Origin of the sequence: Bradyrhizobium sp. 142, assembly GCF_023074015.1 — a bacterium.
Classification (GTDB): domain Bacteria; phylum Pseudomonadota; class Alphaproteobacteria; order Rhizobiales; family Xanthobacteraceae; genus Bradyrhizobium.
On record NZ_JADPKQ010000388.1, the window covers coordinates 1 to 11935 of the forward strand.

Here is an 11935-nt window from a genome sequence, read left to right on the forward strand (position 1 = left end):
ACTCGAGCTCTCGGCTCATCGTATGCATCGGCCTGCCCGCACATCGTGCTCCCGGTGCCTCTGTCCCGATGGTCGCACCATACGCCACGATGCAGAAAACCGCAGCGGAACGTTGGCACCGAGACATCTCATACCGGTTACCAACCCGATCGAGCGCCTCAACGGCGAGATCAAGCGGCGCACCGAAGTGGTCGGCATCTTCCCCAACGAGGATGCGATCGTTCGCCTCATCGGCGCGATCCTGCTCGAGCAAAACGATGAGTGGGCCGTCCAGCGTGCCCGCTACATGACGCTGGAAACCATCGCGCCGTTGAGCGATGATCCAACCGTCAGCCTTCCGGCGATCGCCAGCTGACCGGCCCGGCCCTTGCCGGCGAACGCGGTGACCCGCCGCCAGCTACACCACGCCCAGGGACACGATCGTTGCCGGCCTGGAGCGAGGTGGGTCGTCGTCGGCGGGCGCGACGCCATACTCCTGCGTTCCAATCCGCCCATTATCAAGATCGTCGACTGAGAATCTTTCATGCGCAAAGTGAAGAGATTCTTGTCCAGTGAAATCATGCACATCGCCAGTAACCCGCAGGAGTACTCGGATTTTGTTCGGAGAAAGCCGAGCGGGCTGCAACTGTCGGTGGGTGGAGGCTATTCCAGTACTTACGATGATCCGGGTAAGCACCCGCGATTTTTCAGATATCAGGTTGGGTGACGAAACTATAGGGCTTTTAGGAGCCGGAGGCTCGGTCAGGATCAGGGGGAGACCATTTTCGCCAACAGTTCCGGCGTAACGATATCACGTCCGTGGTAGATCTACGCGTTACTTATCCGCTCGCCGAGAACGCGGGCGATATCCTGCTGGAGCATGAACTGCGAATGGACGGCGATCATCCGTTGGTCTTATCACGTCCTGGCGTAGGAGGTATGGAACCCCGTCTAGCGGAAATGGATTTTGTTCACGTGGGTCGCAATAACTGGGTGCTTGATCCTCAACAGCATCCCAAAGTGTGGACGAAGAACGAGAACGACCAGTGGCACCGAGTAGTCAGGCCTACAAAGTATCTTTCCAAAGTCGAGGATAGCGATAGTCAAGAGAGCTGCGAGACGGATTCGTGTGACGATGATCCCTCGTATTACCTGGAGCGCGCTGTTCGAAGATTGCCTGGGGGACAAGACGATTCGGAATGATGAGAGCGGGCTGGGGCGGACCGGTATTTCGCTATTGCAGGGGCCGGTTCAGAAGTGAACTTGAAGGAAGCGCTCGCGCCGGATCGTGCTCCTCGCGCGTGACATATGCCCGGTTTCGAACGTCAAGTTTGACTTCCTCGGCTACTGCTTCGGGCCGCGACGGGCAAAGAACTCACAAAACGCCTCGGTGTTTTGCAGTTTTCTGCCTCGGCTCAGCGCTTCGGCGCTGAAGTTTATGCGGGCGGCAATCCGGGATTTGAACCTCCGAAAACGGACCCATGTGTCAATGGCTGACATCGCTCGGCAGCTCAATCCCCTCCTGCGGGGGGATTGTGTATTACGGTCGATTCAGGCCGGCGCCTCTGGGTCAATCCTTCGATACGTCAATCAGACAATCGAGGCTTGGATGGTGCGGAAGTTCAAACGCTTTATGGGTCGCAAGGCCAAGACCGGCCGCGTTCTCGAACGACTATCTCGCGAACGTCCCGGGTTGTTCGCGCAATGGAAGATCGGCATGCGCGGCTCGTTCGCCTGATGGGAGCCTAGTGACGCGAGAGTCTCACGCTGGGATCCTTGAGAGGCCGGCGGTGAGATTCCGCCGGCCTACTCGCCAAAGCCGTCTGCCCGGATCTGTGAGGGCAAAGCAAATGGCCGAGCTACTCGACCACGATCCACGGCGATGTGGGTTTCCTGTGCAACCGGAAAAACGCCCTTCGTCAGCTACTCGTCAGCCAGCCTGTCTATCCAGACAGGCTGCGCATTCTCGACTTGATTGGAGATGGAATATGACGGGCATTGGCCGATCTGGAAGATCGCGCACTGGAGATGCTGGAGCCGGATCGAGCAGTTCACGCTCGCACTCGAGTCTAGCCCCTGGGGAAGGCAGTCAATCGTTCGATTCCGTCGTGGAGCGGATGCGCTCTGGGCCCCAAGATAGAGGGACGCCCTCCGCTAGCACGGCGCGCGGTGCCGACGATGCCCTTGGCGACAGGTCTTCCGGTCCCTCCGTTCGCCCAGATCGAATCCTAGGCGCTGCGGCACGTGCAGCCGCTGCGCCACGTGCAGTCACTGCGCGGCGGCGCGGCTTTCCCTCAGTGTCGGAGGGTGGAGACACGGCGCCGGTCGCCAGCCAGCCGCCAACTTCCGGTGTGGCAGTCCCCATTTCCTCGTCAGAGGAAGAAATCAACGCAACAAGGCGACACATGGACCGCCTGCGTGAGGAACTTGGCGCTTGCGCTCAGCCGGGCGAGGATGCCGGGCTGGAGGAGACGCTAGAGCTGATCGATCGATTCGTCAAAGCAGGCTCGGCAGTTCTGGAGTACTACGCGAGCGTGCGCCCGGCCGTGGCGCGGAGCATTCTGTCCGACGCTGAGGCCCGTCAATACTGCTATGCCGTGCTCCATGCGGGGAATCAAGGCAAGACTGTGGGCTCGGCGATTATCCTCGCCTTGGAAGAGCGCAGACAGCAATCGGCACGCCTGTTCCAGCGGATTTTCGAATCCAACGCTACCCCCGACCAGCTGAGCCGAGTGGCTTCCAGTATGGTGAAGGACCATGTGCCTGTAATCGAGTGGTGGGGAAAGAAGCTGTTGCGCTCGGAACGGATGCAGTCCGCCTGCGAGGCCACTGCCAACTTGCCAAGCACGACGCCCGAGATGCGGAAGGCCAACGAAGCCGCACTACGCCTGCACACCGGCTCGGCACTTTATGATGGGTGCTTGTATCTGGAATCGCGGATTAAGCTCGCGAAGCTTCTGATTGAGTCTCAGGCGAGCACGTTTGAACCAGCCGTGAGGGACGCCCTCATGGATGAGAACGGGCGGGTGCGTCTGCTCGGGACCTATATCCAGGATGCTTTTCCGGCATTCCTCTCGACGTACAAAGCCGTTCTGAACAAGGACGGAGAGCCACTCGACGCAGAGCACTGCACCGTTCTGGAAGGAGTCATGGAACGGCATTCGGAATTTGCCTCAGAGGTGGAACGTATCGTTGCCAGGCTAAGGGATGCTAGAACGGATGCCGACCTTCCATTGGAACAGTTGGACCAGATCGTGGAAGGTGCATGGGTCACCGCGCACCAAGTCACGCGACTTTTGGCAGTGCAGCCAAAGAGGCAAGTGGAGCCGCCTGCCCAGACTGCGATATCGGAAAAGACCGACTTAGCGGCTGAGAACCACGCGGCGCGCAGGAAGGGGAAAGGCAAGCGCGCACCGGCCGCAGGCGAGGGGAGTTCAACGGCCGGGCTGCGCGAGCCGCAGCTCGCTAGGCCCGACGCTGCCACAGCCTCTACTGCCAAGGTTATCGTACTCTCGGATCTGGGTACGAAGAAACTCGCGAGTGCGGAGGAGGCACGCGCGAGGGCGTCATCATCGGCGACCGGGCACCTGGCGATGTGGCAGGCTCCGCCCTCCAGGAACGCACTGACGGGACTACTCAAGCGATTGGACGAGCTGCTGCAGTTCGATCTGCCGGCTCAGCAAAGCGCCGTCTCGCAAGCGCGCCAGATGAAGCCTGAGGACGCCGACCACGTCGTGGATCTCGTCCTTAAGCGCCTGGAGACGCAAGAAGTCGAGATTAAGGCCTGTGTAGCCGCGCTGGAGGAGCCCCTCCGCCATGGCCTACTCACGCATGCGCAATTGCCTGAAGTGCACGGAAAAATAGTCCAGCTTAAGGCGATGTTATCCCAGGTTCAGGGACAGGCAAACTCATTGAACGCACGAAAGGCGGCGATCACGATCGATTGCATGAAGACATACGCGTTTCCGTCGCAGAAGTACCTTGAACAGTTGCAGGCGGCCGAAGAACTTGCGTCTGTGTATCCACCCCGCGCCTTGAAGAGCGAGCCAGCGACGCTGTTCGAGATCAAGCTGCAGCCCAAGGCGCTGCGCAGTGGTAGGATGCCAAATCCGATGTGGGTGCACATCCATACCAAGCTGCCGGTACATGCCTGGCAGTTGGCCACGCTGGGCGGCGCCGACTTCGCCGCTTGCCACGTGAAGTCCAATGAACAGCGCGGCTACAATCGGCAATGGCAGAGCGCTCGAGCCGCCACGGGGCACGAGAACGTCGTGATCCACCGCGGCAAGCTCACGCCTGCGTTCTGTAAGTCGTTGTTGAGCATCGTCCCATGCGACTCCCTTCGCGAGGCGGAGCATGCGTCGATGCAGTTCGCGCGCCTCAGGATGTAGTTACCTGAGTGTCTCACGCCAGAGCGTCGCTGTGGTGACACCATCAAGCAGACCGTTATCACCGAGAGGAAATCCTCGATGAACTCGAAGCCGGCGCGGGCTCCTCGAACAGATCGACAACCGGTCCGACTGAAATTCGATGGCTCGATGAGAACGACCCCGAGGGCGTCGCCTTTGAGTACGACGTGATCGGCCCGCCAGCGTGAACCTGCACCCGCAGAAGAGGCCCGCCAACTGAGGCGGCCTTACTCTCTGTGCATTCGGAGATTTACGGGCGCCTTAGAGGCTCAGCACCAGCATATACGCGAGGACCGTGGATAGAGCGCTCAATCCAACGATGGTGATTATGAAAACGAGGTCTGGCGCCGTCACGCTCCCCCCCATTTGGTTTCGCAAATCACCTGAATCTTACGCTTTACTCCGGCGGCTGCAAGCCGGGCGACATAAGCCATTAGGTCATGTGAGCGCCAACATCGTTTTGTCGGGCTCTACGCAGTAAGGCTTCCCGCTGCGGTCCATGCGGGAGCTTCTTGGCTTGCTCGCGCAGGCTCTTCGCTTCTTCGGCAAGTCGTTGTTCCAAGGACGAAGACTGGCTAAATCGGCGGCGCGCTCCCATGGCCTTTCTCCATGACGTAACCCGGCAATTCAAACGCGAAAGTTCCGGGCCGGTTCCTCAAATCAGGCCACTGTGATTTTCAAACTAGGCCACCGCGCTCGGAAACAGGCCAGTACCCGAGGCAGCATGAGAACATTCCGCAAAACGAGAACGGCTTCCATCAGGTGCGGCGGCGTTCGAGCCCCCGCGGATATGTAGGCCGCAGGTGCTACCTTATGACGGCTCCTGCGGCCGGTGCCGCGACGTTCCGCACGATCCGCGCGGCACGCCAAGTTGCTAGCACACAGGCCCGCTAGCGTGGACCGGCTCTCCCGAAACGGGCTCGCGCTAGTCGAGATTGAGCTTCTTTTGGAGAGCCCTGATCATGTCCTCGACGCTCACTTGCCGCCAGTGCTTGGAACTAGTTTGATCTGCAAGCCCATCGCGGTGAGCACACTGAGAACTGTTGAAAAATTCGGAAGCTTTGGTCGCCGAACGCGCGATAGATGCTTGTACGCTGCAGTCCAGTTTTTATTGAGAGTTCTGAAATGTTGAAATGTCTGAGCGCCCGCCCGATCGCTCTGCAAATTGTGTGAGGTTCACCCGAAGCGAATGCCTCGTTGAGCTCAACGGTGAGCTGCGAAGGGATGACTGGCCTGAAGGTCTTTGTCATTCGAGCCTCCCAAAGAAGATGGCCGGCTCTAAGAGCCGGCCCCTGTTCTTTTTATGAAGCTGCTCAGTACCTCGCGATCATCGGACCGCCGAACTTGTAGTTCAGGCGGACGAGGCCGATATCAACGTCTTGGCGGATGCGGTCGCTACCTGCGAAGGCTCCAGCCGGCGAGGTGAACTCGATCGTGCGATCGCCCAGGAAGATGTGGTTGTACTCGACGCCAACCGACCAGTTCGGAGCAAAGCCATACTCGAGGCCCGCGCCAACGGTGCCACCCCAACGGGTTTCACGCGCCGACGACAAGAGCGCGCCGGTCGAAATATCGAACACATCATACTTGTCGCCGACGACCGCGGCGCCGCCCTTGACGTAGAACAAAACATTGTTCCATGCGTAACCGACCTGCCCGGTAATCAGACCAAAAGAGTCGATGCGAGAGCGATTGCGATCAGTGCCAAACGCCAAGCTCGTGTTGTCGCCTCTGAAGTCAGCCCAGTTGCCTTGGCCTTCGAAACCGAACACCCAATTTGCCGTCTGCCAGCGATAGCCAATCTGACCACCGATCGTGCCCCCGACAGCATTGTGGCAACCCTCGCCCACCAGAGCGCCTGGACACCGAAAATGCCGGCTGCATCCACAAAATCCCAGCACTTGCGGCTTGAACCGCCGCCGCCGTTGATGCCGATGTAAAAGCCGCTCCAGTCGTAAACAGCAGCAACCATCGGAGGCGCCTTCGTATATGGCCGCGCGGCCAGATCCGCCGCACTGGCGGGAGCGACCAGCCCCAGAGTTATTGTTCCGGCCACAGCCGCTAAAAGCCTTTTCATGCGAGTGTCTCCCCAGAAATACGAGTTCAATGAATCGGATGCGTTTGGCTCCGTGCCCGATTAAGAGTACGTCGTTCGCCTCTACGTTGCTGTAGCCGGCTGCAACACTCGCGGTCAAAGACGAGTGGAATTCTTCATAGTTATAAGATAGTTGCGTAACTAAAATCCCGGTGGCGTGCACATCGGGGGCCTACGTCAACCGTTATGGCTGCACGATGTGCCATCGCGGATGGTGACGAGTACCGCGGATACGCACTGGCAAACGAGAACCGGTCAGCCCTATGTGGCTGGCGGGATTTTCTTTAGGCGCGCAGCCGAAGTCCTGCTGCTCGGCAGAGTGATCGCTCACCGGCTGAGAAGGACTTTAGGCAGAGAGAAACAGTGCAGGAACGTCGCAGACAAGAGCGCATCCAGACAAACGAGGCCGCCTACACCGATTGGGTGGCGAGAACATCGGACGGTCGCACGATGAGCAGCCGAGCCCTCCGAGACCTCGCACCATCATTGCTCGGTGCCCCTGTTGTGCCCCAGCTTTTTTGGGGCACATACTTGAAGAGCCGCGTCGCTAAGTGGCTGATTCCACGGGGTAAATGGTGGGCGCACAAGGGATCGAACCTTGGACCTCTCCCGTGTGAAGGGAACGCTCTCCCGCTGAGCTATGCGCCCGGGACCATCATGCAGGCGGCCGGACCTTGCGGCCGGCCGGCACTCGGAGCCCGCGATTTAGAAGTGCGGGCCACTTGTGTCAAGTTTTGCGGCGCCCTGAGGCTGCAAAACCTTGCGCAGCTCACGCGATTCGCAAGGGGAAACCGGATTTGGGCCTGCTCACGCGCCCTGCTGGCGGGCGCGGGAGGCGTGGGCCTGGAGCGCGCGGATGCGCTCGGCGAGCGTTCCGCCGCCCTCGGGGAGGGTGCCTGCGGCCGCGCCATTTGCCACGGTGCCATTGGCCGGCCGCGAGACCTGCTTCGGAGGCTGGCCCGCCTCGGCCGCAAGCAGCGCCTCGATCGGTGAGTTCGGGCCTTCGAGCTGCATCGCGAGTTTGGCTACCTCGGCGGCGATGTCGTTGATGCGCTCGCGCAGCAATGCATTCTCCATGCGCTCGGTCGCCCAGGAGCTTTCCGCCTGCTGCTGGATCGCGTTGATGTCGCGCTGGAGCTTGGCGCGCTCGTCGCGTGCGCTCTTGAGCTGCTCCTCCAGCGCGGCCTTCTCCGCGCGGAGCGCTTCGATCGCGGCCGAGGACTTGCCGCCGCTCAGCGCGGCGATCTCGACGCGCAATTCCTTGATGGTGCGCTCATTGCCGTCATTGGCCTGGCGGAGCTGGTTGTTCTCATAGTCGCGCTCGGCGAGCAGCTTGCCTTGGGTAGCGAGGCGTCCTTCGAGGTCGGCGACGCGGCTGGACAGCATCTCGGCCTCCTTGACCTGCACGATGAGCTGGCGATCGAGCTCAGTGACACGCTGGCTCAGATTCTCGACACGGCCGCGCGCATCGGCAAGTTCGCGCGAGGCGGTCTCGGATTCGGTGCGCTCCTGCGCCAGTCGCGCCTGCGTCGCGGCAAACTCCTTCTCGGCGTCGCCGACGCGATTCTTCAACTCCTCGATCTGCGCGCGCACCGCGAGGAGTTCGACCTGGCGGCTCTCCGCCATCATCGAACGGTCGGACAGCTCGGAATTGATTTTCGCGAGTTCGCCCTGCTTGGCGCTCAGGGCCTGTTCGGCGCCGCGCAACGCCTCGGTCTTGGCGTTGAACTCTTCCTCGGTGGCGCGCAGTTGCTCCTTCACCGCCTTCTCGCGCGCCTCGAGTGCGAAGATCGTGGCGTTCTTCTCCCCTAACTCGATCTTCATGCGGTTGATGGCGTCGCTCTTCTTGCCGAGCTCGGCGAGCTGGCTCGTGGTCTTGTTCTTGAGCTGGTCGACACTCATCTCGAGCCGCCGCGCCGACATGGCGAATTCGGCGCGGAGCTGGTCCTTGTCGGCCTGGATCTCCGCCATCGACAACGGCGTCGCAGCCTCCAGCCGCCGCGTGGTCAGGCGCACCGCGCGGTTATGCACCAGCGGCACGATCGCAAGCCCGCACAGCATCGAAAGCAGGAAACCGATCGCCAGGTACATGATCGGTTCGACCATCGTCCAGAACTCCCACAGTTAAGGAAAAATTTACCAACGACCATGCCATGGCGGGCCGGCAAAAAGCCAGCCCCGCTCTGTCGTTAACCTTGATCCGTAACCTGACGGAGGGAGAAGACCTAGAACGGGTTCCAGGTCGCGCGCGGGGTATATTTGAGGTAGCCGATATTGGCTCCCAGCCGCAGGCCGATGCCCGAGCGGATCGGCACCAGCACGATGTTGTTGGCGGTGAGCGCCGTCATGCCAAAGCCGCCGATGATATAGGCCGACCCGTCGAGGCCGACGAAGCGCTGGTAGATCGCATTGGTGGCGGGCAGGTTATAGACCAGCGTCATGGTCCGCGCGCCGTCGCCGCCCCAGTCGAAGCCAAGCGAGGGGCCTTGCCAGTAGACGCGCAGGTCGCCGGCGTTCTTGGTGTAAAGCGTGCCTTCGCCGTAGCGCAGGCCGGCGACGAAGGCGCCGGAGCCTTCCTCGCCCAGGATATAGCCGTTCGGCAGACCCCACTGGCTGACTGCCTTCTCGATGATCGAGGCGAGCCCGCGCGAGACGTTGCCGAAGAAGCGGTGGCCGGCGTTCACGAGTTCGTCCGGCCCATAGGTGTTGGGAGTCGGGCTCCGCTGCGGCGGCGGCAGGTCGGGCGGCGGCGCCTGCTGGGCTGAAGCCGGGGCGATCCAGCCAACCAGCGCGGCAAGCGCGACCGCAGCAAGGCGTGATGCGAAAGTCATAAAAGAACCCCTGGTATCGAATCCGGTCGCTTCCTTAACCTGACGCCAACAGGCACGGCCCTAGGTTGCGCCGAATGTCCCCTCGACTCGGATGTTATCCGCAGCAACTATGACGGCACAACGGCAGGAAGATAGCCCTTTGCGCCCCGGAATCGCCTTGATCAGCCGTCTGGTCTGCCTGCTAACGGGCATTTGGATCGCCTTCGCCGTGGTGTCGGCAGAAGCGGCCACCACCGAGCGGATCGTCGTCAATCGCTTCAGCGGCGTGGCCATCGAGGGCTTCGACTCCGTGGCCTATTTCGTCGACGGCGGCGCCAAGCCGGGCACGGCGGAGTTCGAAGCCAACCTCTGGGGGGCGGTCTGGCGCTTTCGGAACGAGGGCAACCGGGCCTCCTTCCTGGCCCACCCCGAGATCTACGGCCCGCAATTCGGCGGTTATGATCCGGCCGATATCGCTCGCGGCGTGGCCAACGCCGGCAATCCCCGCTTCTTCGTGATCGCGGCGCAGCGGCTTTACCTGTTCAGCCGCGAAGCCAATCGCGACGCCTTCGCTGCCAATCCGGAGCGCTTTCTCTATGAAGTGGGCAAGCGCTGGCCGGCAATGCAGGACAAGCTCAGCCAGTAGGTCTTGCGACGTCAGAGTCTTGAGAGTCCTGCTGCCTGCGGGTCGCCCCACGCGATGAACTCCGGGATGATGAAACCGGTATCGCCGCGTTCGCCGAATTTGAGCTCGCCACCCTTGCCGTCGGTCACCTTGCCGCCGGCCGCGGTCACGACCGCGCAGCCCGCTCCGACGTCCCATTCCGACGTCGGCCCGAAACGGGGATAGATGTCGGCGCTGCCCTCCGCGATGCGGCCGAACTTCACGGCAGAGCCGACCGTCTTTCGCACCGCATTGGGGCGGCCGTCGATGAACGCCTCGCTCCTTGGATCGCCGTGCGAGCGGCTCACCGCCGCGATCCAGGGATCGCCCGGTTTCGGCAGCATGCGGGTATGGATCGGTTCGGCGGCGCCGATGGCAGCGCCGTCAAATGCCACCCGCTCGGCGCCGTGGCCGACGATGCCGCGCCAGAGCAGTCCGAGTGCGGGCGCGGCGACGATGCCGAGCAGCGGCACGCCGCGGGTCACCAGGGCGAGGTTGACGGTGAACTCGTCGCGGCCGGCGACGAACTCCTTGGTGCCGTCGAGGGGATCGATCAGGAAGAAGCTGTCGCGAAACGGCGGGCAAGCGAGCTGGGTCCGCTCCTCGGAGAGCGTCGGCACGTCGCCTGCAAGCCGGGCTAGGCCATCCGCGATGATGCGGTCGGCGGCGAGGTCGGCCTCGGTGACCGGCGAGCCGTCCTGCTTGCCGTCGACCCGCATCGCCGCCCGGTCGACCGCGAGGATTGCTTCGCCCGCCTTCACCACCAGCGCCGTCAGCGGCTCCATCAAGTGGGAGGCGGCTTTGCCGTCGATGATCCTCACCTGCATGCCTCATTCATCGGCAAGTCTCGCCTCTTTCGGTTGATTCGCCACCGGATCGCTATTGATGCGCCCTGGGCTTATTGCCGCTTCGAACCTATCGCAAGCTAGCTGCGACCGGCTTGCGAATGTTAGAACCGCGGCCATTCGTCAAGCATGCGTGATTCGCCGCGTCCGCACCGTGCAATTCCAGGAACCCTCCAGGACCCCTTTATGTCTGACGCTTCGTCACCCGCTACTGTTACCGCTCCCGATATGCTCGAACTCGCGGCGCTGCTGTGCTCGCGGGTTTGCCATGATCTCATCAGCCCTGTCGGCGCCATCGTCAACGGACTCGAGGTGCTGGACGACGATCCCAAGCCCGAGGACCGCGAGTTCGCGCTCGACCTGATTCGCAAGAGCGCCAAGACGGCCTCCGCCCGCCTTCAGTTCTGCCGTCTCGCCTTCGGCGCAGCCGGCTCCTCCGGTGCGCAGATCGACCTCGGCGATGCGCAGACCATGGCGCGCGGCCACATCGAGGACGGCAAGTGCACGATCACCTGGAATTTGCCGCGGCTGCTGCTGCCGAAGAATCGCGTCAAGCTGCTGCTCAACATGCTGGTCGTCGCCCAGCACACGATTCCGCGAGGCGGCATGCTAACGATCGATCCGATCGGCGAGGGTGAAACCATGAGCTTTCGCATCACGGCGAAAGGCCACAATGCGCGGCTGCCGCAGAACATCGCCGAGCTCCTGAGCGGCGAGCGCGGGCCTGCTGCAGATGCGCACGCGATCCAGCCTTATTATACGCGGCTCCTGGCGCAGGCCTGCGGGCTCACTGTGCGGCTCGCGCCGGAAGGCGAAGCCATCACCGTTACCGCTTCGTAAACGCGCCGCCGCTCTTAAGACGTTAATCGAATCTTTACGAGGCGCTTCGGCTTGTCCGGAGCGCCTTATCTCTTTGTTGGTTCCGTTCTTTTGCACATACTCAACCAATATTAAACGCTTTGCAGTGAAGCTGGCCCCATTCTGAAAGGCGCATCACGCGGCGTGCGCGCCCTCCCTGTATGAAGGCCTGTTTTCATGGATGATCTGTTGCGGGAGTTTCTGACGGAGACCAGCGAGAGCCTGGACACCGTGGACAACCAGCTGGTGAAGTTCGAGCAGGAGCCGAACAACGC

General features: G+C 61.7%; 8 protein-coding genes, 1 tRNA gene and 1 pseudogene. 5 read left to right on the forward strand and 5 right to left on the reverse strand.

The window, feature by feature from the left end; all coding sequences use genetic code 11:
- Positions 1-22 precede the first annotated feature (22 nt).
- The 3 genes from IVA82_RS48655 (at position 23) to IVA82_RS35430 (ending at position 4370) form a co-directional block, all read left to right on the forward strand.
- A complete protein-coding gene (locus tag IVA82_RS48655) occupies positions 23-355 on the forward strand; it encodes a transposase (protein ID WP_256469768.1) in 333 nt (110 codons plus the stop codon).
- Between the two features lie 1062 nt (positions 356-1417).
- Complete coding sequence (locus tag IVA82_RS48660; RefSeq protein ID WP_256469769.1) at positions 1418-1717, forward strand: group II intron maturase-specific domain-containing protein; 300 nt, start codon at positions 1418-1420, stop codon at positions 1715-1717.
- 250 nt (positions 1718-1967) lie between these two features.
- The gene (locus IVA82_RS35430; RefSeq protein WP_346658769.1) at positions 1968-4370 is read left to right on the forward strand and encodes a hypothetical protein; all 2403 of its coding nucleotides are present in this window, start codon (positions 1968-1970) and stop codon (positions 4368-4370) included.
- Positions 4371-5701: 1331 nt separating this feature from the next.
- Here IVA82_RS35430 and IVA82_RS35435 read toward each other — a convergent pair.
- The 4 genes and pseudogenes from IVA82_RS35435 to IVA82_RS35450 all read right to left on the reverse strand — a co-directional run bounded on the left by IVA82_RS35435 (position 5702) and on the right by IVA82_RS35450 (position 9314).
- A pseudogene (locus tag IVA82_RS35435) lies at positions 5702-6465 on the reverse strand (outer membrane beta-barrel protein).
- Between the two features lie 591 nt (positions 6466-7056).
- Positions 7057-7131 (reverse strand) — tRNA-Val (locus tag IVA82_RS35440).
- 159 nt (positions 7132-7290) lie between these two features.
- The gene (locus IVA82_RS35445; RefSeq protein ID WP_247387350.1) at positions 7291-8589 is read right to left on the reverse strand and encodes a hypothetical protein; all 1299 of its coding nucleotides are present in this window, start codon (positions 8587-8589) and stop codon (positions 7291-7293) included.
- A 119-nt stretch (positions 8590-8708) separates the two neighbouring features.
- Positions 8709-9314, reverse strand: a complete 606-nt coding sequence (locus tag IVA82_RS35450) for a DUF1134 domain-containing protein (RefSeq protein ID WP_247387351.1) — start codon at positions 9312-9314, stop codon at positions 8709-8711.
- A gap of 139 nt (positions 9315-9453) precedes the next feature.
- On the opposite strand from IVA82_RS35450, the gene IVA82_RS35455 reads away from it, so the two are divergent.
- Positions 9454-9939: a YHS domain-containing (seleno)protein gene (locus IVA82_RS35455; protein ID WP_247387352.1), complete on the forward strand. Its 486-nt coding sequence runs from the start codon at positions 9454-9456 to the stop codon at positions 9937-9939.
- An 11-nt stretch (positions 9940-9950) separates the two neighbouring features.
- Here the strand turns inward: IVA82_RS35455 and IVA82_RS35460 are convergent, their stop codons facing one another.
- A complete protein-coding gene (locus IVA82_RS35460; RefSeq protein WP_247387353.1) occupies positions 9951-10784 on the reverse strand; it encodes a 3'(2'),5'-bisphosphate nucleotidase CysQ in 834 nt (277 codons plus the stop codon).
- A 204-nt stretch (positions 10785-10988) separates the two neighbouring features.
- Here IVA82_RS35460 and IVA82_RS35465 point away from each other — a divergent pair, with 204 nt between their 5' ends.
- Positions 10989-11642 carry a histidine phosphotransferase family protein gene (locus IVA82_RS35465; protein WP_148736692.1) on the forward strand — a complete coding sequence of 218 codons (654 nt, stop codon included), beginning with the start codon at positions 10989-10991 and terminating at the stop codon, positions 11640-11642.
- Positions 11643-11935 lie beyond the last annotated feature (293 nt).

Bases quoted from the DNA above. Each gene is read 5' to 3' on its own strand.
- IVA82_RS35430 (WP_346658769.1), top strand. From the start codon at position 1,968: ATGACGGGCATTGGCCGATCTGGAAGATCGCGCACTGGAGATGCTGGA.
- IVA82_RS35445 (WP_247387350.1), bottom strand. From the start codon at position 8,589: ATGGTCGAACCGATCATGTACCTGGCGATCGGTTTCCTGCTTTCGATG.
- IVA82_RS35465 (WP_148736692.1), top strand. From the start codon at position 10,989: ATGTCTGACGCTTCGTCACCCGCTACTGTTACCGCTCCCGATATGCTC.
- IVA82_RS48655 (WP_256469768.1), top strand. From the start codon at position 23: ATGCATCGGCCTGCCCGCACATCGTGCTCCCGGTGCCTCTGTCCCGAT.
- IVA82_RS35450 (WP_247387351.1), bottom strand. From the start codon at position 9,314: ATGACTTTCGCATCACGCCTTGCTGCGGTCGCGCTTGCCGCGCTGGTT.
- IVA82_RS35460 (WP_247387353.1), bottom strand. From the start codon at position 10,784: ATGCAGGTGAGGATCATCGACGGCAAAGCCGCCTCCCACTTGATGGAG.
- IVA82_RS48660 (WP_256469769.1), top strand. From the start codon at position 1,418: ATGCGGGCGGCAATCCGGGATTTGAACCTCCGAAAACGGACCCATGTG.